At 68.7% G+C, this 24,094-nt stretch carries 22 protein-coding genes; 3 read left to right on the top strand and 19 right to left on the bottom strand.

What is annotated here, in order from left to right:
* Positions 1-7: 7 nt before the first annotated feature.
* From BLQ75_RS18340 to dop, 14 genes are all read right to left on the bottom strand, one after another.
* Positions 8-1,222, bottom strand: a complete 1,215-nt coding sequence (locus BLQ75_RS18340) for a GNAT family N-acetyltransferase (RefSeq protein ID WP_092603893.1) — start codon at positions 1,220-1,222, stop codon at positions 8-10.
* 140 nt (positions 1,223-1,362) lie between these two features.
* Complete coding sequence (locus BLQ75_RS18335; RefSeq protein ID WP_092603892.1) at positions 1,363-1,869, bottom strand: DUF4333 domain-containing protein; 507 nt, start codon at positions 1,867-1,869, stop codon at positions 1,363-1,365.
* Positions 1,870-2,104: 235 nt separating this feature from the next.
* On the bottom strand, positions 2,105-4,903 hold the full coding sequence (locus tag BLQ75_RS18330) for a DEAD/DEAH box helicase (protein ID WP_170837562.1): 2,799 nt from the start codon (positions 4,901-4,903) through the stop codon (positions 2,105-2,107).
* Between the two features lie 71 nt (positions 4,904-4,974).
* Positions 4,975-5,844: a twin-arginine translocase subunit TatC gene (gene tatC / locus BLQ75_RS18325; protein ID WP_092603949.1), complete on the bottom strand. Its 870-nt coding sequence runs from the start codon at positions 5,842-5,844 to the stop codon at positions 4,975-4,977.
* Positions 5,845-5,944: 100 nt separating this feature from the next.
* Complete coding sequence (gene tatA / locus BLQ75_RS18320; protein WP_092603891.1) at positions 5,945-6,250, bottom strand: Sec-independent protein translocase subunit TatA; 306 nt, start codon at positions 6,248-6,250, stop codon at positions 5,945-5,947.
* Between the two features lie 78 nt (positions 6,251-6,328).
* Positions 6,329-6,520, bottom strand: coding sequence for a bacteriophage holin (locus BLQ75_RS18315; RefSeq protein WP_244515693.1), 192 nt, complete (start codon positions 6,518-6,520; stop codon positions 6,329-6,331).
* Positions 6,521-6,538: 18 nt separating this feature from the next.
* Entirely contained in the window at positions 6,539-7,510 is a 972-nt protein-coding gene (locus BLQ75_RS18310; RefSeq protein ID WP_092603889.1) for a helix-turn-helix transcriptional regulator, read from the bottom strand.
* Entirely contained in the window at positions 7,507-8,493 is a 987-nt protein-coding gene (locus BLQ75_RS18305; protein ID WP_092603888.1) for a helix-turn-helix transcriptional regulator, read from the bottom strand. Before BLQ75_RS18305 ends, BLQ75_RS18310 begins: the two co-directional genes overlap by 4 nt.
* Before the next feature lie 163 nt (positions 8,494-8,656).
* Positions 8,657-10,132 carry an amidase gene (locus BLQ75_RS18300; RefSeq protein WP_092603887.1) on the bottom strand — a complete coding sequence of 492 codons (1,476 nt, stop codon included), beginning with the start codon at positions 10,130-10,132 and terminating at the stop codon, positions 8,657-8,659.
* 61 nt (positions 10,133-10,193) lie between these two features.
* Positions 10,194-11,552 carry a Pup--protein ligase gene (pafA, locus tag BLQ75_RS18295; RefSeq protein ID WP_043574844.1) on the bottom strand — a complete coding sequence of 453 codons (1,359 nt, stop codon included), beginning with the start codon at positions 11,550-11,552 and terminating at the stop codon, positions 10,194-10,196.
* A 206-nt stretch (positions 11,553-11,758) separates the two neighbouring features.
* Positions 11,759-12,544, bottom strand: a complete 786-nt coding sequence (gene prcA, locus BLQ75_RS18290; RefSeq protein WP_092603886.1) for a proteasome subunit alpha — start codon at positions 12,542-12,544, stop codon at positions 11,759-11,761.
* 301 nt (positions 12,545-12,845) lie between these two features.
* Positions 12,846-13,694: a proteasome subunit beta gene (gene prcB / locus BLQ75_RS18285; protein WP_092603885.1), complete on the bottom strand. Its 849-nt coding sequence runs from the start codon at positions 13,692-13,694 to the stop codon at positions 12,846-12,848.
* Between the two features lie 201 nt (positions 13,695-13,895).
* Positions 13,896-14,093, bottom strand: coding sequence for a ubiquitin-like protein Pup (locus tag BLQ75_RS18280; protein WP_043574839.1), 198 nt, complete (start codon positions 14,091-14,093; stop codon positions 13,896-13,898).
* Between the two features lie 220 nt (positions 14,094-14,313).
* On the bottom strand, positions 14,314-15,810 hold the full coding sequence (dop, locus tag BLQ75_RS18275) for a depupylase/deamidase Dop (RefSeq protein ID WP_092603884.1): 1,497 nt from the start codon (positions 15,808-15,810) through the stop codon (positions 14,314-14,316).
* Positions 15,811-15,996: 186 nt separating this feature from the next.
* On the opposite strand from dop, the gene BLQ75_RS18270 reads away from it, so the two are divergent.
* On the top strand, positions 15,997-16,509 hold the full coding sequence (locus BLQ75_RS18270; RefSeq protein ID WP_244515692.1) for an NUDIX hydrolase: 513 nt from the start codon (positions 15,997-15,999) through the stop codon (positions 16,507-16,509).
* Between the two features lie 100 nt (positions 16,510-16,609).
* Here the strand turns inward: BLQ75_RS18270 and BLQ75_RS18265 are convergent, their stop codons facing one another.
* A complete protein-coding gene (locus BLQ75_RS18265; RefSeq protein WP_092603883.1) occupies positions 16,610-17,374 on the bottom strand; it encodes an SDR family NAD(P)-dependent oxidoreductase in 765 nt (254 codons plus the stop codon).
* 154 nt (positions 17,375-17,528) lie between these two features.
* Between BLQ75_RS18265 and BLQ75_RS18260 the strand changes: the two genes are divergently transcribed.
* A complete protein-coding gene (locus tag BLQ75_RS18260) occupies positions 17,529-18,176 on the top strand; it encodes a TetR/AcrR family transcriptional regulator (RefSeq protein ID WP_092603882.1) in 648 nt (215 codons plus the stop codon).
* 98 nt (positions 18,177-18,274) lie between these two features.
* Here the strand turns inward: BLQ75_RS18260 and BLQ75_RS18255 are convergent, their stop codons facing one another.
* Complete coding sequence (locus BLQ75_RS18255; protein ID WP_092603881.1) at positions 18,275-18,892, bottom strand: class I SAM-dependent methyltransferase; 618 nt, start codon at positions 18,890-18,892, stop codon at positions 18,275-18,277.
* Between the two features lie 28 nt (positions 18,893-18,920).
* The gene (locus BLQ75_RS18250; protein ID WP_092603880.1) at positions 18,921-19,940 is read right to left on the bottom strand and encodes an NAD(P)/FAD-dependent oxidoreductase; all 1,020 of its coding nucleotides are present in this window, start codon (positions 19,938-19,940) and stop codon (positions 18,921-18,923) included.
* Between the two features lie 80 nt (positions 19,941-20,020).
* Here BLQ75_RS18250 and BLQ75_RS18245 point away from each other — a divergent pair, with 80 nt between their 5' ends.
* A complete protein-coding gene (locus BLQ75_RS18245; RefSeq protein ID WP_092603879.1) occupies positions 20,021-20,611 on the top strand; it encodes a helix-turn-helix domain-containing protein in 591 nt (196 codons plus the stop codon).
* Positions 20,612-21,042: 431 nt separating this feature from the next.
* Here the strand turns inward: BLQ75_RS18245 and BLQ75_RS18240 are convergent, their stop codons facing one another.
* Both BLQ75_RS18240 and arc read right to left on the bottom strand, forming a co-directional pair.
* Positions 21,043-21,996: an aldo/keto reductase gene (locus BLQ75_RS18240; protein WP_092603878.1), complete on the bottom strand. Its 954-nt coding sequence runs from the start codon at positions 21,994-21,996 to the stop codon at positions 21,043-21,045.
* 174 nt (positions 21,997-22,170) lie between these two features.
* Complete coding sequence (arc, locus tag BLQ75_RS18235) at positions 22,171-23,964, bottom strand: proteasome ATPase (protein ID WP_092603947.1); 1,794 nt, start codon at positions 23,962-23,964, stop codon at positions 22,171-22,173.
* Positions 23,965-24,094 lie beyond the last annotated feature (130 nt).

Genomic DNA, 24,094 nt, shown 5'->3' with positions numbered 1-24,094 from the left:
CCGGAAATCAGAAGTGGGTGCCGCACCAGGAGTCGCGACCGGTGGCGAACAGCGCGTCGGCCACCGGCAGCGCCTCCGGGTCGTGGACCGCGAGCAGGTTCGCGTCGGCCAGCGTGGACGAAGCGACTTCGCCGAACAGCAACGGGGTGAGCCGCGCGACGTCGAGGCTCAGCTGCGCTTCCCGTTCCACGCGCTCGACCCCGTCAGGGCCCACCAGGTAGCGACCCTCGTTGTGCGGCAGCGTGGTGTCGCGCACCTCGAGCACGACAGCATCGGAACCACCGTAGTCGCGTCCGCGCAACGCGGCGGGGACGTCCACCGGACGCACCCACAGATCGTCGTAGACGTCCCGGACGCGGCACTGCCGGCTGTCGGTCAACCACCACTCCAGCGGCTCGTCGAGCGGCCGTTCGATCGCCACGATCTCGTCGATCAGATCGATGCCGAGCAGGAACCGCCACAACTCGCAGCGGGCCGCCGAATTCGCAGCGCACATGTCCAGCAACCGCAGGGTGGCGCGACCGTCGCCGAACCTGTGGTCGTTGCTGTGCACCATCCAGATCGCGAACCCGTCGTCGTCACCGGACTCGTCGCGGTGCACGGCGATCACGATGGGCTCCCCGCTCGGGTCGTCCCGACGCAGCCGCGTTTCCCACCAGGCCGAGGGGCGGGAGATCATGCCCGCCCGGGACGGCATCCCCCGGTAGATACCGGGCAGCAGTTCCCGCGCGCTTTCGGGATCGACCAGGCGCACCTCACCACCACCGGGAGCGTCCTCGCGAAGTTTCGCACTCGCCTTCTCCAGGCGCACCGTTCGCGCCCTGGTGGCGACACCGTAGCCGAAACGCCCGTAGATGGGGGTTTCCGAGGCGTGCAGCATGGCGATGGCCTCACCGTCCTGCCACGCCTCGTTCAACTGGACGCGCATGAGGTGGGTCAGCACACCCCTGCGGGTCCGATCCGCCCGGACCCCCACGGCGGTCACGGCCGCGGCGGGCAGCTCAGCGCCTCCCGGCACCACCACCGAACTCGGAAACGCCATCGCGGTCCCGGCCAGCGCACCGTCGATGTGGTCACCCCAGACACGGCCGGACTCGTAAGAGGGCGCCATGCGCCGCCAGGCCGAATCCGTCGCGGCGGGCATGTGCAACGCGGCTCGGAACAGGTCGTGCGCGGCTCGGTACTCGGACTCCACCAACGGTCGGACGTCGTGCTCGATCACGTGTTCATGATGCCGCCCGTACTCCACGCGGTCGAACGATTTAACGCCCCCGTGGCACGGTCCACTCGGAGCGCCGAAGGAGCGGGGCGGGCACCCGAGCGGTTCCACCGGGTCTTCGGCCCCGTTCCCGGAATCAGGGGTCACCGCGGTCTGTCGACCGCGTAGGTCCCGTCCTCGTTCCGCACCACGACTCGGACCTCCTTGCCGACTCCTCCCACCCGCAGCACACAGGTGAAACTGTGTCCGACACGTACCGGCTCGCCCTCCGGGCAGTCGACCGACTCGATTCCGTCCACGCCGTAGGAATCACGCGCGACCTGGCGCACCCCCTGCTGCACCGAGTCGGCCTCCAGCACCGTGCGGTAGAACCAGCCGGGTGTCACGAACCCCAGGAACGCCCCCACCAGCACCGCGGGCAGCAGCACCGAGGGGAGCAGCCAGGGCCACAACCGGCGGCGAGGACGCCCGGAGTCGCCCTCGACCGGCCCGCCGCCCGGAGCCAGGCCCCCCGGATGATCAGGGCCGTTTCCCGCCGGGTACGACCCCGATCCCCACCATTCGAAACCGACACCGTGGGAACTCCGGTTCCCGTACCACTGCCGTTCGTCCGACTGCCAGGACGGTAACGAGCCGTGGGGGTTGCTCATGTGCGCCTTTCGACGGGAAGATCAGCTCGGGTCGGCTCGGCCGACGCCGAGGCCCGATCCAACCACAATCGGCGAGAACGATCGGAGGTGGGCATCGGACGGCACGGCCCGGCCCGACGTACCGAGCTCCCCACGAGAGGAGCCGACATCAGCCCCGCCGGAACGAGACGTGGCGGGGCCACCGCCGCACTACACCCCCGGAGAACCGAACTCGCCGAGTCTTACGCTCCCGAGGTCAGACCGACCCGGCGGCCACCACACCACGCCGGATACCGTTGATCGCCTTGCTCGCCGTCGAACCGACCGGATCCTGCCTGCCGAGAACCTCGCGGATCTGGTCCAACAGGTCGACCACCTGCCTGCACCAGCGCACGAAGTCACCCGCGGAGAGCTCGTGGCCCGCCGAGGCGGAGGCGGTGAGTACCTTCTCCAACGAGTCCCCCCTGGCCCAGCGGTAGACCGGCCAGGCGAAGCCCGCGTCGGGTTCCCGGGTGCGGTCCAGCTTGTGCCTGCGCTCGTCCTCCTCCAGCTCCGCCCAGAGCTCCCAGGTGGCCGAGAGCGCTTCGGAGACGGCCCCCGGCGGAACCTCCGGTACCAGGGGCGCGTCCCCCCTGGACTCGTAGACCAGGGAGGAGACCACCGCCGCCAGCTGGGCCGGTTGCAGCGCACGCCACTTGCCCACCCGCAGGCACTCCGCCAGCAACAGGTCGGACTCGCTGTAGAGGCGTGCCAGCCGGTTGCCGTGGTCGGTGACCGGCTCGTCCGGGCTGTGCGGATCCAGGTAGTGCCGCTCCCCCAGCAACGCGGTGATCCGATCGAAGGAGCGCACCAACGAGTTCGTGGTGGCAGCCACCTTCTGCCTGATCTGCTCGGTCTCCCGACGCAACCGATCGTGGCGCTCGGCCCACCTGGCGTGGTTCTCGCGCTCGTCACAGCCGTGGCAGGGGTGGGCCCGCATCGCCCTGCGCAGGCTGGCCAGCTCCTGGTCCTCCCCGGCGGAGGAACCCTTCCTGCCGCGTCGTTTCCCGGCCGGGACGGCGTCGCTCTCCCGGAGCGTGTTCGCGAGTTGGCGCCGTGACTTCGGGGAGCGGACGTCGACGTACTTGGGCAGTTTGATCCTGTCCTGGGGTTCGACGGGGTCGGTGAAGTCCGCGACCGAGACCCGGCCGGACCAACGGTCCTCGGTGACCACCAGCGGGCGTGGTTCGCCCATGGGATCCAGGCCCGGATCGACGACCACGGCCAACCCCGAGCGCTTGCCGGCGGGGATAGTGATCACGTCACCCTTGCGCAGCTTCTCGAGCGACTTGGCCGCCTCGGCGCGACGCGCCGCCTTGTTCTGCTTGGCGAGTTCCTTCTCCCTGTCGGAGATGCGGCGGCGCAGGTCGAAGTACTCGGCGAAGTCCCCCTGGTCGCACCGCATGGCCTCCGCGTAACCGTCGAGCGCGGCGGTGTTGCGTTCCACCCGCCTGGACTGGCCCACCACGGAACGATCGGCCTGGAACTGCGCGAACGACTGTTCGAGCAGCTCACGCGCCGCGTCGGTGCCGAGCCTGCCGACCAGGTTGACCGCCATGTTGTAGCCGGGTCGGAAGGAGGAACGCAACGGATAGGTACGCGTCGAGGCCAGGCCCGCCACCTGCTTGGGATCCATACCCGACTGCCAGACCACGACCGCGTGACCGTCCACGTCGATCCCCCGACGACCGGCACGTCCCGTGAGCTGGGTGTACTCACCGGGAGTGAGGTCGACATGCGACTCCCCGTTGAACTTCACCAGCTTCTCCAGGACCACGGTGCGAGCGGGCATGTTGATGCCCAGCGCCAACGTCTCGGTGGCGAACACCGCCTTGACCAGCCCCCGGACGAAGAGCTCCTCGACGGTCTCCTTGAAGGCGGGGAGCAGCCCGGCGTGGTGGGCCGCCACCCCTCGCTCGAGAGCCTCCCGCCACTCCCAGTATCCGAGGACCTCCAGGTCCGCCTCGGGCAGCGTGCTGGTGTACTCCTCGATCACCGAGCGGATCTCGTCCAGTTCCTCCTCGGAGGTGAGCCGGAGCCCGGAACGCACGCACTGGCCGACGGCCGCGTCACACCCCGCTCGGCTGAAGATGAACACGATGGCGGGGAGCAGTTCGGCCTCGTCGAGCTGGTTGAGCACGTCCACCCGCGAGGGCTGGAAGAACTTCCCACCCCGGTTCTGCACCCGGCGCTTGCCGTCCCGGCCACGACGTACCCGACCGGGTGGCTCCCTGGTACGTCCCAGCTCCCGGGTGTGCCGCAACAGGTCGGGATTGATCTTCAGCTCGCGGTTCTCGTCCTCGCCGCCGAAGAGGTCGAACATGCGGTTGCCCACCAGCATGTGCTGCCACAGCGGCACCGGGCGGTGCTCGTCGACGACCACCGTGGTGTCGCCACGCACCTCCACCAGCCACTCGCCGAACTCCTCGGCGTTGCTCACCGTCGCCGAGAGGCTGGCCACCTGCACGTGCTGCGGCAGGTGCAGGATCACTTCCTCCCAGACCGCACCGCGGAATCGGTCGGCCAGATAGTGCACCTCGTCCATGACGACGTAGCCGAGCGCGTCCAGGCTGCTCGAACCGGCGTAGAGCATGTTGCGCAGCACCTCGGTGGTCATCACGACCACCTGGGCGTTGCCGTTGATGGAGGTGTCACCCGTGAGCAACCCCACCGAACCGGCACCGTAGCGCTCACACAGATCGGTGTACTTCTGGTTGGACAACGCCTTGATCGGCGTAGTGTAGAAGCACTTGCGCCCACCGGCCAGGGCGAGATTCACCGCGAACTCCCCGACCACGGTCTTGCCCGCACCGGTGGGTGCGCAGACGAGCACTCCGTGCCCGTCCTCGAGCGCCTGGCAGGCGGTTCGCTGGAACGGGTCCAGCTCGAAGGACAGATCCATGGTGAAGGCCCGCAACCTCGGATGCGCACCCCGTTCCCGGTGCGCCGCATGGCGTTCCGCCGGGGTCGCGGGCCCGGCACTCGTCTCCGTGGTTTCGATACGGCTGTCAGCCACTCTCCCAGACTTTCATATCTCGGCCGTGAACGTGTCCACCACACTGACACCCCAGGCCGCGCAGGAACCGGTCAGGTGGCTTCGTCGTCCCCGCCACCCGATCTCACCGGACCATCGGCGTCCACCGCTGAGGGCCGAGTATCCAGCTCGGAGGGCTCGTCGGGGTCGAGGTTCCCCTCGGCGCCCTGCTTGCGGGCCTTGGACCTGTCGTGGGAGCGACAGATCAGCAGGGCCAGGCCGTACAGCGCGCACAGCGCGGTGGCCAGCACCAGCATCGACAACGGATCCTGGCCGGGAGTGGCTATGGCGGCGAAGACGAACAGCGTGAACACGCTGCCGCGCCACCAGCTGCGCAGCTTGACGTAGCTGACGACCCCCGCCCGGTTGAGCATCACCATGACCAGCGGTAGTTCGAAGCTGATGCCGAAGAACAACAGCATCAACAGCACGAAGTTGATGTACTCACCACCGGTGAGGGAGGTGAAGAACGCGTCACCGCCGAAGCCCGACATGAAGGCGAGCCCCTTCGGGGCGACGAAGTAGGCCAACGCCGCACCGGCGAGGAACAACAGGCTGCCGATTCCCACGAAAACCCGGGCGAACTTGCGTTCCCTGGCGTGCAGCCCAGGGGCGATGAACGCCCAGAACTGGTACAGCCACACCGGGCTCAGCAGTACGGCCCCCAACGAGAGCCCCACCTTGAGCTGGAGCATGAAGACCTCGAAGGGCCGGGTCTGCATGAGCTGGCACTTGTCGTTCGGGCTCAGCCGCATGTCCGAGGGCAGCGAGCAGTAAGGCCCCGTGACGAATTCGCCGAGGCTGGGCAGGCCGAACAACTGGTGGGAGAACCACCAGAAGCCGAAGATCCCACCGATGACCACTGCCAACAGGGCCACCCCGAACCGGTACCGCAGTTCGTAGAGGTGATCGACCAGCGTCATGGTGCCGTCGGGATTGCGGCGACGGCTGAATTTGGCGCGATCACGTCCGAACGGGTTGAGGCGGCGAAGCGGACTGCCTTCCACCGTCACAGCCCTCGGATCAGTTCGCGGTGTCGTTGCGGTGCTTGTCCTCGACCGGCCGCTCGCCGTTCACCCGTTCCGAGCTGGTCGGCGTGAACCCGGTCGGCTGCTGCTCACCGCCGGTGAGCTGCTGCGGTTCGCTCCGCTCGGGCTCGGACTGCGCGGAAGCGGCCTGCTCGTCCTGCTTCATGCCTCGGGTCTCGGCCTTGAACACGCGAGCGGACTGGCCGAGCGACCTGGCCAGCTGCGGCAACTTGGCGGCCCCGAAGAGCAACACCAACACACCGACGATGAGGACCAGCTCCCAGCCACCGGGGAAACTCATGCTTGTACACCTCTTCTCGAGCCTGCTGCAACGGGGATACTACGCCGCACGAGGCCGGTTCCGACAGGTTCGAACGGATCATTGACGCTTCAGGGCGACTCCGATGCCGGCACTACGTGCCCGCAACAGGCCGATCCGGTCGGAAACCTCACCGGCGACCCGAGCGTATGTCGACCGTGTCCGACGAACCGAGCGCAGTGTGCTCAGCACCACCGGAATCGGGGCGATCAGGGCCACCAGCACAAGTCCCACCATCAACGCGTACGGCACGGTCATACCGTATCGCCCTCAGGTGGACAGCGAGTGAAGAGACCGTTCCAATGCTTCGTCGGCGCGCTGTCGAACCTCGACGGCCAGCTCCTCGGGGGCGAGAATCCTGCCGCCTCCACCGAGGCCGAGCACCAGCCGGACCAACCACGCCCGGTCCGAGTAGCGCAGCACCACCCTGGTGGATCCGTCCGGCAGGTCCGTGACCTCGTCGACCGGGTAGTACTCGGCCACCCACCGAGCCTCGGGGCGCAGCTCGAGCTCGACGCTGGGCCGCGGTGAGGCGGGGCGGAACGGCCCCGCCGACAGATCGGTGTTCACCGCCTCGGGGGGTGGGTGAGCGGGTTCGTCGAGGACCTCGACCCCGTCGATCCGGTCCACCCGGAACAGGCGCACTCCGGCCGCCCGGCGACACCACGCCTCCAGGTAGCTGTTTCCCTGCACCAGCACCAGCCGCATCGGGTCCACCGTGCGTTCGGTGATCTCGTCCCGCGAGGCGGTGTAGTACCGGATGTGCACCGCCCTGCTCCTTCTGGTGGCCTCCTCGACCGTGGCCCCGACCTCGGTGGTCACCGTTCGGGACTCGTCGGCCAACCCGAGCACCACGCCGTGCGGGCGCGCCGCGCCCACGGCGTTCTCCACCTTCGCCAGCGCTCGGCGCACCGCGTCGGTGTCGGCTATTCCCGGTGTCTCGGAAAGGGCGCGCAGCGCGACCTGCAACGAGGTCGCCTCCTGGCCGGTCAGGCGCAGGGGCTTGCGCATACCCGCGTCGTAGACCACGGTCACCGTGTCACCGCTGAAGGACAGGTCGATCAGGTCCCCCGGTCCGTATCCCGGAAGACCGCACATCCACAGCAGTTCCAGATCCCGGCGGATCTGCTGCGTGCTCACCCCGAAATCCGCCGCCACCTCGGTCATCCGGATTCCCGGTCTGCTCACCAGATACGGAACCAGGGCGAGCAACCGAGGCAGCCGCTCGCTCGTACTGCTCACCGATGCCCCTCCCGCAGCGTCTCCAACGTCGCCAGATGTGCCTCTCGAACGGCCTTGCGCAGCGTCTCCGGCTCCAGCACCACCACATCGGGGCCGTAGCCTGCGAGCCATCCCGTCGCGGACTCGGGATAACTCAGTTCGAGACACAGCTCCTCGCCGGCGATCCCGTCCAGTTCCCGCTCGGCGAGCACCTCCGCGTCCCGGCGCACCCCCTGGGCCCGACCACGAGCCACCCACAACCGCACCCGGGTGGCGGGGGGTGGCGTCGACTCGAAACCGGTGACCAGGTCCATCAGATCCACGTCCTCGGGACAACTGACCTCGCCCCGCATGCCGAAGGCACGCACCTCCCCTGTGATACGGGAGAGCCGGAAACAGCGCGGGGCCTGCCGGTCCCTGTCGTGCCCGACCACGTACCACCGGCCACACCAGGAGACCACTCCCCACGGTTCGACGGTTCGCGACATCGAGTGGCTGGTGGCGGGTCTGCGGTACTCGAAGGTCACCGGACGCCCCTCGCGCACCGCCGCCAGCAACGGGGAGAAGGCGGGCTCGTCCGCTCGGACCTTGGGTTCTACCGGCCCGGGGGCGGCGTCGTCGACATCGATCCCGGCGGCCCGCAGCTTGCGCAGCGCACCGCGTGCCGCGGTCCCGAGTTCCGGAGCCTCCCAGAGCCGGGACGCCAACGCCACGGCGGCGGCCTCGTCGGATTCGAGCGCGATGTCCCCGAGTTCGTAGTCCCGGCGCGCTATCCGGTAGCCGTCCGTGCCGTCGAAGGCCGAGTTGTGCCCCGTTTCCAGCGGGATGCCCAGGTCACGCAGCTCGGCCTTGTCCCGTTCGAACGTACGATAGAACGCCTCGTCACTTGCCGCGTCCGAATAACCGGGAACGATCCCTCTGATTCGCTCCGCGGTGAGGTACTGACGGGTCGACAGCAGACACAACACCAGGTTGACCAGGCGTTCGGCGCGCGGAATCCCCACTGTCCCAACTCTAGCGGCAGACACGAAGCCCGCACTCGCGGGCCGTCGCCGTGACCTGCCGAAAAGCCACGAACCACCGGCCACCCCTAGTCTGGAAACATTCCAGAATTCTCGGGCGCGAGCACTCCGCGAGCCGGGCCGACGCGCGCGGGAACCGGCACACTCACAGCGGCGGTTCGTTCCGCGCCCACGGCCGCGCCCGCTCCAGCTGGGCTGCCAGCCGGAACAACGTCCCCTCCCCCGCCAGCGGCCCCACGAACTGCACGCCCAAGGGCAGCCCCTCGGGATCCCAGTACAGCGGCACTGACATGGCGGGCCTACCGGTGATGTTGGCCAGCTGGGTGTAGGGAACGTGCCGGAGGTTCTCCCCGGCGATCCGGTCCACCACACCGCTGGCCCGCAGCAGTCGCCCCATGCGCAGCTTGAGCGCCGCCGTGCCCGCCGCACGCAGCGGCTCGGTGGTGGACAGCTCTCCCACCCGCATCGGTGGGCCGGCGAGCCCTGGGGTGAGCAACAGATCGTAGCCACGGTGGAACTCGGCGAGCCCGCGCGTGTAGCCGTGCCACCGGTCGAGCAGCGCGCTGTACTCGGGACCGCTGATGGCGCGTCCCACCGCGGCCAGCAGCCGGCTGTCCAGTTCGAAGGACGTCTCCGGAGCCCCACTGGCCGCCACGGCGTCGTCGATCGACGCGGCCAGCTTCACCGACCAGGCACGCAGGAAGTCCACGGCAAGCGAGTCGAGATCGACCGGCGAGCTCACCGGCTCCACGTGGTGGCCCAGTGACTCCAACAACCGAGCGGCATCGCTCAACGCCTCGGTGGCGTGGGGGTGCGGCCGCCCCAGGGGCGACTGCGAGGTGAAACCGATGCGCAACCGACCGGGCTCGGAGGAGAGCTCGGCGGTGAAGCTCCGGGCGGGATCGGCGGGCGAGTAAGGACCGGCCGGATCGGCTCCGACCACAGCGTCCAAGGCGGCGGCGCTGTCCCGAACCGTGCGGGAAAGAACACCGTCGGAGGCGGCCCCGTGGAAGTTCTCCGCCCGCGCGGGCCCGGCGGGGACCAGCCCGCGTCCCGGTTTGAGCCCGAAGACCCCGCAGCACGCCGCCGGGATTCTGATGGACCCACCACCGTCGCTGGCCCCGGCCAGCGGAACGATCCCGGCCGCGACCGCGGCCGCCGCTCCGCCCGAGGAGCCTCCGGGAGTGCGGTCCAGACCCCACGGGTTGCGGGTGGGACCGAACGCCTCGGGCTCGGTGACCGGCTTCGCGCCGAACTCCGGGGTGTTGGTGCGTCCGAACGGCAACAATCCCGCTGCCAGCCAGCGACGCACCACCTCCGCCGTCTCCGGCACGGCCACCCGCGACAGCGCGGCGGTCCCCGCACTGGAGGGGTGTCCCGCCAATTCCTGGTTGAGGTCCTTGAGCAGGAACGGCACTCCCCCGAGAGCACCGGAGGACGACCGGCCCGCCAGCTCCACGGCGGTCTCCCGATCCGTGCGGACCACCGCGTTCAGCCGATCGTTGACCTTCTCGCAGCGGTCGAAGGCGGCGTCCAACAGTTCGGCCGCCGAGACCTCACCGCCGGCCACCAGCCCGGCCAGGCCCACGCCGTCGTGTTCGCGGTACTCCGAGTAGTCCATGCCCAACCTCCGTCACGGCACACCTCGACGCGTCCGCCCACGGGGATCGGACACGAACTGATCACAACGAGCTGATCAGACGTTCCACCCTCTCGTCCACCGCGCGGAACGGATCCTTGCACAACACCGTGCGCTGTGCCTGGTCGTTGAGCTTGAGATGCACCCAGTCGACGGTGAAGTCCCTGCCAGCGGTCTGCGCGGCGGCGATGAAGTCCCCCCTGAGTTTGGCCCTGGTGCTCTGGGGTGGGGTGTCCTTGGCCGCCTCGATGTCCCCGTCGTTGGTGGCCCGGTCCACCAGATCCTTGCGCTGCAGCATCTCGAACAGGCCGCGATTACGCCGCAGGTCGTGGTAGGCCAGGTCGAGCTGAGCGATGCGCGGGCTGGACAGCTCCAGGCCGTGCTTGTCGCGGTAGCGTTCCAGCAGGCGGTGCTTGATGGCCCAGTCGACCTCGCGGTCGATCAGCGAGTAGTCCTGGTACTCCACGGCGTCCAACGCCCGGCCCCACAGATCCATGATCCGGTCCGTCATCGGATCGGAACCGCGGCGCGCCACGTACTCCACCGCACGCCCGTAGTACTCCCGCTGAATGTCCAGCGCGGAGGCCTCGCGCCCCCCGGCCAACCGCACAGGGCGCCTGCCGGTGAGGTCGTGGCTGATCTCCCGGATCGCTCGGATCGGGTTGTCCAGGCTGAAGTCGTGGAACTGCACACCCTGCTCGATCATCTCCAGCACCAGGTTCACAGTGCCCACTTTCAACAGCGTGGTCACCTCGGACATGTTCGAGTCGCCCACGATCACGTGCAGCCTGCGATAGCGTTCCGCGTCGGCGTGCGGCTCGTCCCTGGTGTTGATGATCGGCCGGGAACGGGTGGTGGCGCTGGACACCCCCTCCCAAATGTGCTCGGCCCGCTGGGACAGGCAGTAGACCGCGCCGCGCGGGGTTTGCAACACCTTGCCCGCGCCGCAGATCAACTGCCGGGTGACCAGGAACGGCAACAGCACGTCGGCGATGCGGGAGAACTCACCGGAACGCCCGACCAGGTAGTTCTCGTGGCAGCCGTAGGAGTTGCCCGCCGAGTCGGTGTTGTTCTTGAACAGGAAGATGTCCCCACCGATGCCCTCGTCAGCCAGTCTGCGCTCGGCATCTGTGAGCAGGTCCTCCAGTATGCGTTCCCCCGCCTTGTCGTGGGTGACGAGCTGGACGAGGTCGTCGCACTCGGCCGTCGCGTACTCGGGGTGCGAACCGACATCCAGATAGAGCCTCGCACCGTTGCGCAGGAAGACGTTCGAGGAGCGTCCCCACGACACGACCTTCCGGAACAGGTATCTGGCCACCTCGTCCGGGGAGAGCCTGCGTTGCCCGTGGAAGGTACAGGTCACCCCGAACTCGGTCTCGATACCGAAGATCCTCCGTTGCATGCCTCCACAGTAGGCGTCTTCGTCGAACTCGGCGGTCCGCCGTTCGGGGCCGGAACCGGAAAAATTCGGTCGAACACGACACGAAACGTGTCGGAAAGGATACGGTTCGCGCCGGCTCCGGCGCCCGGGAAGCGACGCCGGAGCCACCCGTCACGCCCGTCGTCACGGAGTCCAGGCCCCGGAACGAGCGTCCGGAACCGGCCGTGTCACTCGGGTGAGCCGCCGTTTTCCGACTGTCCGTTCCCCTGCCCGGACTCACGCGAACCGCTTTCGCCGCCGGTTCCGGAATCGGGCTCATCGGAGTCCTCCGGCAACAACTGTCGCAACGCCGCACCCGTGATTCGACGGAACGTGCGGTGCGGCCTGGACCGTTCCAGTACCGCCACCTCCAGCTGGCCCACTCCCAACTGGCGGGAACTCTCCCCGCCCGCGACCAGAGCGCGCACGGCCTCCCGGACGGCGGGTTCGAGCTCCATGCCGTCGGTGAAGGACTCCTTGAGCACGGACGTGACGGTTTCGGCCTGTCCTCCCATCGCGACGTACTGCGGCTCGTCGACGATGGAGCCGTCGTAGGTGAGCCGGTACAGCTGGTCCGCGTCCGGGGTCGCCCCCACCTCGGCGACGCAGATCTCCACCTCGAAGGGCTTGACCTGTTCGGTGAAGATGGCACCGAGCGTCTGCGCGTAGGAGTTGGCCAGCGCACGGCCGGTGACGTCGCGCCGATCGTAGGAGTAGCCCTTGACGTCGGCCATCCGAATACCGGCCATGCGCAGGTTCTCGAACTCGCTGTAACGTCCCACCGCGGCGAAGCCGATGCGGTCGTAGATCTCCGAAATCTTGTGCAGGGTGGTCGAGGGGTTCTCGGCCACGAACAGCACCCCGCCCGCGTACTTGAGCACCACCACGCTGCGGCCCCGAGCGATACCCTTTCGGGCGAGCTCGGAGCGTTCGCGCATCAGCTGCTCTGGCGAGGTGTAGAAGGGCATCGTCACGGCTGTGCACTCCTGGCTCGAATCGTGCTGTACCGACTTGGCACATGGCGCTTGCTTCGCACGCGGCGACGGGCATCGCTTCCCGGCGCGGAGCGGGACCGAGCCCCGACCACCACGGCCGGGGACGACCAATCGCCGCACCGCCGGTAACGGAGGCGGGCGGCACCGAGCCCGCCGGGCGGTTCGACCCTGAGAGGACGGAAGTTCCGGAACGTCGCCGGGTCGCGGCACGCGACGGCTCCGGAGCCCGGCGGACGCGTCCCGCCGGGTGTGCGATCCGGCCTCCACCCGGCCCCAGAGCTCAGCCGCCGGGGTTCTGCTGCCTTCCGGCGACGACCTCCTCGGCGACGGCGGCGGTGCGTTCCTCGGACATGCGGACCGCCCCCTCCGAGCCGGTGATCGTGACCACCGTGGGATAGATCTTCCTGGCCACGTCCGGGCCACCCGTGGCGCTGTCGTCGTCGGCCGCGTCGTAGAGCGCCTCGATCGCGTTGCGCACCGCCGAGTCGACATCGGCCTCCGGGTCGTGGCGCTTCTTCAACGCCGACTTGGCGAACAGTGAGCCCGAACCGACGGCGTTGTAGCCCGCGCTCTCGTCGTAGCGCCCGCCGGTGACGTCGTAGGTGACGATGCGCCCCGCTCGGTCGGGATCCTCGGCCGCGGTGTCGAACCCGGCGAACAGCGGCACAACCGCGAGCCCGGCCATCGCCCCCTGCAGGTTGCCGCGAAGCATGGTCGCGAGCTTGTTGGCCTTACCGTCCAGCGAGAGCGGCACACCTTCGAGCTTCTCGTAGTGCTCGAGCTCGACGGCGTACAACCGCACCATCTCGAGTGCGATGCCCGCCGTACCGGCGATGCCCACGGCGGAGTAGTCGTCGGTCACGTAGAGCTTGTCCATGTCCCGCTGGGCGATGATGTTGCCCATCGTGGAACGGCGGTCGCCCGCGAGCAGCACACCACCCCTGAAGGTCAGCGCGACGATGGTCGTCCCGTGGGGCATGTCCACCGACCCCTCGGTGTTCTCGGCGACCTGCGGCAGCATCTCCGGCGCGGCGGCTCGGAGGAAGTCGGTGAACGACGAGGATCCGGGCGTGAAGTACTCGGGGGGCAGCGCCTGACCCGGATGGCTCCGAGTCGAGCTGGATTCCATGGGCGACATCGTCTCCTGCTCGAAGTAACTGGCGTCACATGATCGGTCGTGCACACTCTAGGCCGTATCCGGCGGGGCTGATCGGCCAGGTGCCGACCAGCCCGACCGGACGACGGATCGGGAGTCCCACCGGGGCGGCGCGATCCGGCGCCCGGCCGAGCCGGACCACGGACCGGACGAAACCGCCCCGAGGGAGACCTCCTACTGGCCACCCTTCTGGACGTAGGCCCGGACGAAGTCCTCGGCGTTCTCCTCCAGGACGTCGTCGATCTCGTCCAGAATGGTGTCCACGTCCTCGCCGAGCTTCTCGCGGCGTTCCTGACCGGCGGATTCGGCGCCGTTCTGCTCGTTGTCGCCTTCGTCTCCGCCGCCGTGCCGCTCAACCTTTTCCTGGGACATCTCGCCTCCCGGTGGTCTCATCGAGGATGTCCGCTCGTCACGGCGCGGCGGGGTCAACGGGCGAGGCCCGGCCCGCCGGCCGAACGGGCTCTGAAACATCCTGGTGTGAACACTACCTAGTCAACCGGCCGCACGCCCAGATCCGAAGGCGGTGGTTTTGGATCTTTCGGGCGTGATGTCCCGCGACGGAGTGCTCACGCACTCCCCGAGGCGAGCGGCCTCACCCGGCGGTCAGCGAGTCCACCAGCTCCTCCGCGCTGGCGGCCTCCTCCAGCAGTTCCCCCACGTGCGCCTTGGTTCCACGCAACGGCTCCAGCGTCGGGATGCGCACCAACGACTCACGTCCCAGGTCGAAGATCACCGAATCCCAGGAGGCCGCGGCCACCTCGTTCGGATAACGCTCCAGGCAGCGCCCGCGGAAGTAGGCCCTGGTGTCCTCCGGTGGAGTCGTGACGGCCTCCCGTACCTCTTCCTCGGCGAGGATGCGGCGCATCGAACCACGACTCACCAACCGGTTGTAGAGCCCCTTGTCCATACGCACGTCGGCGTACTGCAGATCGATCATGTGCAGTCGCGGCGAGGCCCATCCGAGGTTGTCCCGGCTGCGGTAGTTCTCCAACAGCTTCAGCTTGGCGGGCCAGTCGAGCCGGTCGGCGCACTCCATCGGGTCACGGCCCAGCAGGTCGAGCACCTCACCCCAGGTCCGCAGCACCTCCGTCGAGGTCTGGCTGCCGTGCTTCTCGACGTGCTCGGCGGCTCGCTCGTGGTAGGCCCACTGCAGGTCCAGGCCCGTGAACTGCCGCCCGTCGGCCAGCTCCACCTTCTGGTTGAGGCTCGGATCGTGGCTGATCTGGTGCACCGCCTTCACCGGATCGGCCAGCCTGAGGTCGTCGAACCGCAGCCCCGACTCGATCATGTCCAGGACCAGGGCAGTGGTGCCGAGCTTGAGGTAGGTGGCCGTCTCGGCGAGGTTGGCGTCCCCCAGGATCACGTGCAGCCTGCGATACTTGTCGGCGTCGGCGTGGGGTTCGTCCCTGGTATTGATGATGCCGCGCTTGAGGGTGGTCTCCAGTCCGACCTCGACCTCGATGTAGTCGGCCCGCTGCGAGAGCTGGAAGCCAGGCTTCTCCCCCACCTGGCCGATCCCCACGCGTCCGGAGCCGCAGACGACCTGCCTGGACGCGAAGAAAGGGGTCAGTCCCGCGATGACGGCCGTGAACGGGGTGTCACGGGCGCACAGGTAGTTCTCGTGGGTGCCGTAGCTGGCACCCTTGCCGTCGATGTTGTTCTTGTACAGCTGGATCGGGGCGGTGCCCGGCACGCTGGCGGCGCGCAGCGCCGCCTCCTCCATGACCCGCTCCCCGGCCTTGTCCCAGAGCACGGCGTCGCGCGGGTTGGTCACCTCGGGGGCGGAGTACTCCGGGTGGGCGTGGTCGACGTAGAGGCGTGCACCGTTGGTGAGGATGACGTTGGCCGCTCCCAGGTCGTCCCCCTCGGAGCCGTTCGAGGAGGCCGTGGAGGCGCCCATGTCGAAGCCGCGGGCGTCGCGCAGTGGCGACTCCACCTCGTAGTCCCAGCGGGCGCGACGCGCTCGCGGGATGTCGGCCGCCGCCGCGTAGGCCAGCACGATGTGTGTGGAGGTCAGCACCGGGTTCGCGGTCGTGTCCCCCGGCACAGTGATCCCGTACTCCACCTCGGTTCCCATGATCCGACGCATGGTGCTCAGCCTACGGGTTCAGCACGGTGTACGACTCCCCGCTTTTCGGGCACGTTCCGGGCGAGCCTTCGTGCGGTGACGGTACGACGGGGGGGAGCACGGACGCGAGTCGGGCCCCGACCGACCGCTCGACACCGGACGGCGTGTCCGCTCTTCTCACGGGCCGGCCTGCCAGTATCGGGTGATGTGACCTTGGGAGAGGAACGAGTGGCCGTCTACGACCGGCACGGTGCGGTGATCGGTTCGGCCACGCGGGCGCGGATGCGCGCCGAAGGGCTGTGGCACGCGGCCACCTCGGTGCTGGTGCGCTCCACCGACCTCGGGGAGGTGTACGTACACCGCCGGACGGCGGACAAGGACGTCTACCCGGGGATGTACGACTGCTGGGCGGGCGGCGTCGTGGGTGCCGGTGAGAGTCCGGACACGGCCGCCCGGCGAGAGTTGGCCGAAGAGTTGGGTATCCACGCGGAGCCGCGGTTCCTGTTCCGCACCAGGCACGAGCTGGGCTCGGTGCGGTTCCACGCTTTCGTGTACGAGATTCGTTGGGACGGGCCGATCGTCCACCAGCCGGAGGAAATAGCGGCGGGGTGGTGGATGCCGCTGGCCGAGCTGCGGGAGCGCACGGGGGACCCGGATTGGCCGTTCGTGCCGGACGGCAGGCAGTTCGCCACCGAGTGGTTCGAGTTCCGCGGCGGTTGACCGACACCTTCCCGCCGTGTCCAGCGTCGGGGCGGTGCTCACGCGGTCGGTACCGGCATCCCGCCCACCGGTACCGACGCACCGCCCGCCCGTGGGGAACTCAGACGGCCGACCAACCGTTGTCGACCGGCAGCACCACTCCGTTGATGTTGCCGGCGGCCGACGAGGCCAGGAAGACGATGGCGGACGCCTGCTCGTCGGCATCGGCGACCCGACCGATGTTCCTGCCGTAACCGGCGAGGACGGTGGGCCCCTGTCCTTCGGGATCCGCGTCGACGGTGATGCCGGTGGCGGTGCCGCCGGGAGCGATCGCGTTGGCGCGGATACCGCTGTCACGGTATGTGACCGCCAGCGACTTGGTGAGCCCGACCACGCCGTGCTTGGCCGCGGTGTAGGCGGCACCGGCGGCGCTGCCCCGCAGGGAGGCCTCGGAGGCCGTGTTGACCACGACGCCCCTACCCTTGTCCAGCATGTGCGGCAGTGCGGCTCGAGTGAGCAGGAAGGGTGCGCTCAGGTTGACCCGCAGGACACGGTCCCACTCCGCGTCGGTGAGATCGGCCACGGCGGCGAAGCTGTCCATGATCCCGGCGTTGTTGACCAGCACGTCCAGCCCGCCGAACCGCTCCACGGCGGTGGAGACGACCTCGTCAGCCACGGTCCGCTCGCTCAGGTCACCGACCACTGTGGTGGCCGTTCCCCCCTCGGACCGGATCCGCTGTTCCGTGGCGGCCGCTCCCTCTGCGTCGAGGTCGGCGATGAGCACCCGCGCGCCCTCGGAGGCGAAGCGCCGCGCCGCGGCGCGGCCGATTCCCCCTCCCGCCCCGGTGACGACCACACCACGATCCCGCAGGCCCGTTCCACTCATCCCGAACTCCTTCCGGTGCCGGGCGGAACCGCCTCGGGACCGAGATCGGCACCGCCTCACCCAATACTTCTAGGCACACTGTGTCACATATGCATACAGTGCCCAAAATCGGACGACCCGGGCCGGGTAAGCGGTACCGGAGGAGGGACGCAGGATGTCGAGCGAGCAGCGGAGTCCCGGCAAGCGCACCGGTCGCCCACCGCTGACCGAGCGTCGCAAGGCGGCGACGCGCATGGACATCGCCCGTGAGGCGGTCCGACTGTTCACGACCAGGGGAGTCACCGAGACCTCGGCCGAGGAGATCGCCGAGGCGGCCGGAGTGTCGCTGCGAACGCTGTGGCGCTACTGCCCGGGCCAGGGAAAGGAGAGTTTCGTACGCCCGCTGCTGGACACCGGGATCGAGAACGTGGCGGGCGCGCTGGCCGACTGGGCACCGGGCGAGACGCTGCCCGAACGGTTGAGCGAATCGCCGGGCACCGACGAGAACGCCGACGTGAGCACGATGCTGGCACTGGTGCGGCTGACGCGGGACGAACCCGACGTCAGAGCGGTGTGGCTGCAGGCCCACCGCGACGCGGAACCGGAGTTCGCCGCGAGCATCGCCGAGCGCACCGGCCGCGACGCTGACGAGCTGACCGTGAAGGTGGAGGCCGCTATGATCAATACGGCACTGCGCGTGGCGGTGGAACACACCGCCGACCGCTGCCCCGAAGCACCGCGCGCCGGGACCGCGCTGTGGGAGGCGCTGGGGGAGGCGCTTCCGGCGATCCGCGGCGCGATCGGGGAAACAGGTTCCCGCTGACGCTCCCGTCGTCGGCACGCGGAGTCGCCGGGTGTCCTCGTCGGCGAGCGCGGACCCGCTCGAACGGGACCATCCGCACCCGTCGTGCGTACCACGGCTCACACGCGCCTGCGGGCGCGAAGCACCGAGTCCCACAGCGTGGTCCCGTGCCCGTGGTGCCCACCCGCCGGACGGCTCCTGGTCTCGGCGACCACCACCTCCCACCGCTCGGGAGCCAGTTCGGTCGCGAGCCGCTCGGCCGCGACGTAGGCCTCGGCGGCGGAGGCATGCCGCCTGTGCGAGGGATGGTGCCCAACGACGAACAGCGTGCCGCCCGGCGCGACCGCCGCCGCCAGGTTCGCCAGCATGGCCTCCGGTGGGCCCACCGGGTGCACGTAGTGCGCCGTGACCAAGTCGAAACGCCGTTCCCCGGCACCCTCGCCGGTCAGATCCGCCCGCACCCACTCGATCCGGTCGGCGACACCGTCGTCGAGGATCTCGGCGTGTCTCCGCGCCCGTTCCAGCGCCGATGCGGCGATGTCGGTCGCAGTGACCCACCAGCCCCGGGAGGCGAGCCACATCGCCTCCGCCCCCTCACCACAGCCGACGTCCAGCGCCGAGCCGGGGACCAACTCCGCCACCTCCGCCACTAGCTGGGGGTTGGGCTCTCCCGGATCGGAGCTCCGGTGCCGCCGATAACGCTCTTCCCAGAACGCCCGGTCGAACTCCTCGGTCACGAGTGTCTCCTCTCGCGGTCAGCGGGTTTCACAGTCCGTGTCGGCGGTTCCCCGCCACCAGCTCGCAGGCACGTGCCTCGGAATCGGCGGAGAACGGAGCTCGGAGCTCGGCTACCGCCCGGGCGGTCTCCCGCTCGACCAGCTCGGCGTTGATCCGTGCCGCCGCGGTGGCACCCGCGGCCGCCACCGGCCCCACCTGGGCCGAGAGGTCGGTGACGTTGCCCGCGACCCACACCCCTTCGACCTCGGTTTCCCCGGTCGCGTCGGCGGGGACGTGTTCACCGACACCCGCTGGGTGCTCCACCGCGTGCAGGCCGAGCTGTTCCAGCACGGCGGCACGTGCCGCCATCCGGGGCGAGACCGCCAGCACTTCGCGCTCGACCACGGTGCCGTCGGCCAGCCGAACCCCGGTGATGCCCGTCTCCCCGGCCTCCAGGGAGGTCACCTCACCGTCGACCACCTCGATGCCACGGGCGGCCAACCTTTCGAGCTCCTCGGGCTCGGGACGAGGCGGGGTGTGGGAGAAGAACGTGACGTCGGAAGTCCACTGCCGGAACAGCAGCGCCTGGTGCACCGACATCGGGCCGGTCGCCAGCACGCCCACGGCCCGGTCGCGGACCTCCCAACCGTGGCAGTACGGGCAGTGCACCACGTCCCGGCCCCAACGCTCCCGCAGCCCGGCCACCTCCGGCAGCTCGTCCACCAGACCGGTGGTCACCAGCAGCCGGTTCGCGCGGACGGTTCGGCCGTCACCGAGGCCCATCACGAACTCCGCGCCCCGCCTGGTGACGGTGGTGACCCGGCCGGAGAGCACGTGACCGCCGTAGCCGCGCACCTCCTCCCGACCGCGTTCCAGCAACTCCGCGACAGGGGTCGCCTCCAACCCGAGCAAGCCGTGCACGCCCGCTGCCGGGGCGTTTCGCGGCTCACCCGCGTCGATCACCACCACCGAGCGCCGCGCACGCGCCAGCAGCAGCGCACCGTTCAACCCGGCGGCACCACCACCGATCACCGCCACCTCGTACCGGTTCTCCGAATCGTCGGTCATCACGACCACCTCCGGGACCAGCGTGCGGCCCCATCGGCAAATTCGGCAAACTTTATTGCCGTTATGGCAAACTATGGCTTATGGACGAGGACCTCGATCAAGCTCTCGACACAGTCGGTCCCCGACTCCGGGAGCTGCGCAGGCAGCGCGAAACCACACTGGCCGAGCTGTCGGAGACGACCGGGATCTCGGTGAGCACCCTCTCGCGCCTGGAATCAGGGGCACGCAGACCCGCCCTCGAACAACTGCTCCCGCTGGCACGGGCCCACGGAGTCACGCTCGACGAACTCGTCGACGCCCCACCGACCGGTGATCCGCGCGTGCACCTACGGCCGATCAACCGACACGGCATGACCCTGCTTCCGCTGACCCGCCGGGCGGGCGGCATTCAGGCCTACAAGCTCGTGATCCCGGCGAGCGGCCATCCCGCCACCCCTGATCCGCAGAGCCACGAGGGCTACGAATGGCTCTACGTGCTCAACGGAAGACTACGACTCGTGCTCGGCGAACACGATCTGGAGCTCTCCCCCGGCGAGGCGGCCGAGTTCGACACCAGGACCCCGCACTGGTTCGGCAGCGTCGACGGAGGGGCCGTCGAGTTCCTCAGCCTGTTCGGCAAGCAGGGCGAACGGGCGCACCTGCGGGCCCAACCCCGTAGGAACTCCTCGTGAAGTGACCGACCACCGCCTGAGACCGCCTGGGAAATTGACGGATCCGGTGCCACACCGCCGTTTCGGGCGTCGATTTCTCGCGAAACCGCCGCCGAGACCGCCGTTGGAAAGTGACCGTGCGGGTCACGGCGTGCGTGTCTCCGGTGCGTGAGTCGAATACATCGCGAGGCCGGGCCGCTCGCCGCGCAGGTCGCTACCCAAGAGCCAGCCCAACGCTCCCAAGGCGCGATCCCGTACGTCCATTCGGTGCGACAGCGCCGAAACGACCACGCACGCAGCCCGACCACCAGCGGGTTCTCCCGTGCGGCTCTCGTGAGGACGGCCGGAGACGTTGTGTAGGCCGCTACCCGATGTCTCCGGCACCCGCGGCGAGAGCCCCACGGGAGGTTCCGTCAAGCAACCGCTCGAGCGACTCGATCCCGTGTGAGTTCCTAATGCCAGGGCAGAGCGGAACGCTCTCCCCAGTAGGTCGCCGCATCCCCGGCCGCTGCCGCCAGCTCGTCGAGATCCTGCCGGGTCAGCGACACCGAGCACGCGGCCAGGTTACTGCGCAGCTGTCCCGCGCTGGAGGCACCGAGCAGTACCGTGTCGGCCCAGGGCTGGGCCAGCACGTGCGCCAGCGCGACCGCGTCGGCACCGGCACCGTGCCTGCCCGCCACGGCGGCGAGCGGTTCGGGCGGTCGCAGTGCCAACCTGCCGTTGGCCAGTGTCTCCTTGACCAGCACCCGCCAACCGCCCTCGTGAGCGGCGGACAGCGCCCTGCCGACGGAGGGTTCCAGGGAGTTCCAGGTGGCCTGCACGGCTCCGAACAACTGCTCACCGCCCACGCGCAGCTCCCAGGCCGCCTCGACCGCGGCCGCCTGGTGCGCCCCCGTGGTGGAGAACCCCAGCAACACCCCGCTGTCGCGCAGGCGGGCCAGCTCCTCCTGCAACGCGGTGTCCTCGAACAGCGGGCTGTCGGTGGTCAGCGAGTGAACCTGGTGGAGCTTCAGGTGGTCGCCCAGTGCTTCCCGAGTCGCGGGCCACTGCTGCCGGAACCGCTCCAGCGAGTGCTCCTTGATCTCGTGGACCTCGGTCTCGATCCGCCACTCGGCGACGTAGGCGTACCCCCACTTGCTGGACACCACCACGTCCTCGTGGCCGCGGTCGCGCAACCACTCGGCCAGGAACTGCTCGGCGCTGCCGTAGGAACGCGCCGTGTCCACCCAGCGAATCCCGGCCGCGTAGGCCTCGTCCAACACCTGCCTGGTCCGCTCACGCATGGCGTCGAGGGTGCGCGTACCCGGCAGCACCTCGGAGCGCCCGACGTTGATGTAGGCGGGTCTGCCCAGTGCGGCCAACCCGATACCGAACCGCTCCACCTGACCACCACAGGCACCCGTCATGCGCCGTAACCTAACCTCCGTGCGGCGGTGACGACACCGGAGCCGTGGACCGCGTCGAAACAAAACACCGGGGCGCCACCCGAAAGAGTGACGCCCCGGTGGTCGATCCGCCGGATTCGACACGAGGGCCGGACCATCCGGCGAGGAATGGTGCGCGACCGTCGAGACCGGTGGTTACAGGTACTGACCGGTGTTGGTCGCGGTGTCGATCGCCCGGCCCGACTCCTGGTTCTTGCCACTGACCAGGGTCCGGATGTAGACGATGCGTTCACCCTTCTTGCCGGAGATACGTGCCCAGTCGTCCGGGTTCGTGGTGTTGGGCAGGTCCTCGTTCTCGGCGAACTCGTCGACGATGGCGTCCTGCAGATTCTGCACCCGCAGTCCCGGCTGGCCGGTCTCGATCGCGGACTTGATCGCCGCCTTCTTGGCTCGGTCCACGATGTTCTGGATCATGGCACCGGAGTTGAAGTCCTTGAAGTACAGGACCTCCTTGTCGCCGTTGGCGTAGGTGACCTCCAGGAACCGGTTCTCGTCGGTCTCGGCGTACATCCGCTCCACCGTGGTCTGGATCATCGCGTCCACACACGACGGCTGGTCCCCATTGAACTCCCGCAGATCCTCCTCGTGGATCGGCAGGTCGCTGGTGAGGTACTTGGAGAAGATGTCCTTGGCCGACTCGGCGTCCGGCCGCTCGATCTTGATTTTGACGTCGAGCCTGCCCGGCCGCAGGATGGCCGGATCGATCATGTCCTCACGGTTGGAGGCACCGATGACGATGACGTTCTCCAGCCCTTCCACACCGTCGATCTCGCTGAGCAGCTGGGGAACGATAGTGGTCTCGACGTCGGAGGAGACACCACTGCCCCGTGTGCGGAAGATCGAGTCCATCTCGTCGAAGAACACGATCACCGGCGTGCCCTCGGAAGCTTTCTCCCTGGCGCGCTGGAAGATCAGCCGGATGTGGCGCTCCGTCTCGCCGACGAACTTGTTCAGCAGTTCGGGACCCTTGATGTTCAGGAAGTAGGACTTGGCCTGCCCGTCCTCATCCCCCCTGGAGGCGGCTACCTTCTTGGCCAACGAGTTGGCCACCGCCTTGGCGATGAGGGTCTTGCCGCAACCGGGCGGACCGTACAGCAGCACACCCTTGGGGGGTGCCAGCTTGTACTGCACGTAGAGATCCGAGTGCAGGAACGGCAGTTCGACGGCGTCGCGGATCTCCTCGATCTGCCCACCGAGGCCACCGATGTCCTCGTAACCGACATCGGGCACCTCCTCCAGGGTGAGGTCCTCGACATCGGCCTTGGGAACCGTGTCGTAGGCGTAGCCGACTTTGGTGTCCACCAGGACCGAGTCACCGGATTTCAGGCCCGACTCGACCATGGGCGGCGTCAACCAGACAACGCGTTCCTCATCGCTGTGCCCGGTCACCAGTGCGCGTCGAGGCTGATCCGTTTCGGAGGTCGGGAGCAGCTCACGGAAGGTGCACACCTCGCCGGTACGTTCGAATGTTCCTTCCTCGACCACGGTCAACGCCTCGTTCAGACGCACCGACTGGCCGAGTTGCAACTCCTCCACATTCACGTTCGGTGACACGGCCACGCGCATCTTCCTGCCGGAAGTGAACACGTCGACCGTGCCGTCCTCGTAACGGCTGAGGAAAACGCCGTACCCACTCGGTGGTTGAGCGAGCCGGTCAACTTCCTCGCGCAGCGCGGTCAACTGGCTCCGCGCTTCCTTGAGGGTCTCGGTGAGCTTGGCGTTCCGTTCTGTGAGTTGGCTCACTCTCTCGGATGCCTCGGCCAGCCGCTGCTCCAACAACCGCACCTGTTGCGGGGACTCGTTGAGCCTGCTGCGAAGCGAGGCGACCTCGTCCTCGAGCTCGCGGATCTGCTTGTTCGTCTCCGCACTGCCTCGAGCTCCCTGGCCAACGCCCTCTTCAGGCCGGTTGTCGGGACGGTCGTGCTGCATATCGGCACCCTCCTCCCGTGTTCGTACCACCACGGTACCGGCGATCAACGACAACGCGAGGTCGTCGAATCCCGCTAGACGGCCCAGCGTGCCACAGAAATCGCCCACACCACATGAACTGAGCCACTCC

Origin of the sequence: Actinopolyspora xinjiangensis, from assembly GCF_900104475.1 — a bacterium.
GTDB classification, from domain to species: Bacteria; Actinomycetota; Actinomycetes; order Mycobacteriales; family Pseudonocardiaceae; genus Actinopolyspora; species Actinopolyspora xinjiangensis.
The sequence above is the reverse complement of the archived record's forward strand: the minus strand, read 5'-3'. Positions and strand labels throughout refer to the sequence as shown.

Coding starts and splice junctions, on each gene's coding strand:
- BLQ75_RS18335 (WP_092603892.1), bottom strand. CDS start 1,869: ATGAGCAACCCCCACGGCTCGTTACCGTCCTGGCAGTCGGACGAACGG.
- tatC (WP_092603949.1), bottom strand. CDS start 5,844: ATGACGCTGGTCGATCACCTCTACGAACTGCGGTACCGGTTCGGGGTG.
- tatA (WP_092603891.1), bottom strand. CDS start 6,250: ATGAGTTTCCCCGGTGGCTGGGAGCTGGTCCTCATCGTCGGTGTGTTG.
- BLQ75_RS18300 (WP_092603887.1), bottom strand. CDS start 10,132: ATGGACTACTCGGAGTACCGCGAACACGACGGCGTGGGCCTGGCCGGG.
- pafA (WP_043574844.1), bottom strand. CDS start 11,552: ATGCAACGGAGGATCTTCGGTATCGAGACCGAGTTCGGGGTGACCTGT.
- prcB (WP_092603885.1), bottom strand. CDS start 13,694: ATGGAATCCAGCTCGACTCGGAGCCATCCGGGTCAGGCGCTGCCCCCC.
- BLQ75_RS18280 (WP_043574839.1), bottom strand. CDS start 14,093: ATGTCCCAGGAAAAGGTTGAGCGGCACGGCGGCGGAGACGAAGGCGAC.
- dop (WP_092603884.1), bottom strand. CDS start 15,810: ATGCGTCGGATCATGGGAACCGAGGTGGAGTACGGGATCACTGTGCCG.
- BLQ75_RS18265 (WP_092603883.1), bottom strand. CDS start 17,374: ATGAGTGGAACGGGCCTGCGGGATCGTGGTGTGGTCGTCACCGGGGCG.
- BLQ75_RS18260 (WP_092603882.1), top strand. CDS start 17,529: ATGTCGAGCGAGCAGCGGAGTCCCGGCAAGCGCACCGGTCGCCCACCG.
- BLQ75_RS18250 (WP_092603880.1), bottom strand. CDS start 19,940: ATGACCGACGATTCGGAGAACCGGTACGAGGTGGCGGTGATCGGTGGT.
- BLQ75_RS18245 (WP_092603879.1), top strand. CDS start 20,021: ATGGACGAGGACCTCGATCAAGCTCTCGACACAGTCGGTCCCCGACTC.
- BLQ75_RS18240 (WP_092603878.1), bottom strand. CDS start 21,996: ATGACGGGTGCCTGTGGTGGTCAGGTGGAGCGGTTCGGTATCGGGTTG.
- arc (WP_092603947.1), bottom strand. CDS start 23,964: ATGCAGCACGACCGTCCCGACAACCGGCCTGAAGAGGGCGTTGGCCAG.